1 pseudogene is annotated in these 394 nt (G+C 71.1%); it reads left to right on the top strand.

The features are described from left to right. A pseudogene (locus C1I92_RS34250) lies at positions 1–325 on the top strand (hypothetical protein); the annotation flags it as partial. Positions 326–394 lie beyond the last annotated feature (69 nt).

Here is a 394-nt window from a genome sequence, read left to right as displayed (position 1 = left end):
CGGCTACACCCTGGCGCCGTACTACCTCTCCGACCCGGTGCCCGGGCAGTTCAACGCCTACCACCCGTACGTGAAGCGGGTCGAGCCGGAGGTCGTGTTCGGCTCGGCCGCCACCGGCGTACCCAACGACGCCATCCGGGACGAGGGCGGCGAGACGTTCCTGGACCGGGTCTGGGAGACGGCCCCGTTCCGCAACCACGGCCAGTTCCTACAGCGGGTGAAGCAGGTGGCGGACGAATGGGTCGCTGCCGGGCGGCACACCGAAGAACAGAGCAGGGCCATCCAGCTCGCCGCGGCGCACGCCAACAAGGATCTGGAGCCGTGACCGTCGACCCCGGCTGAGGCCGACCCCGCGACGTCGGTCCTGTCGGGCCACGGCTCGACAGGACCGGCG

Source organism: Jiangella anatolica, from assembly GCF_003236295.1.
Taxonomy (GTDB): domain Bacteria; phylum Actinomycetota; class Actinomycetes; order Jiangellales; family Jiangellaceae; genus Jiangella; species Jiangella anatolica.
The sequence above is the reverse complement of the archived record's forward strand: the minus strand, read 5'-3'. Positions and strand labels throughout refer to the sequence as shown.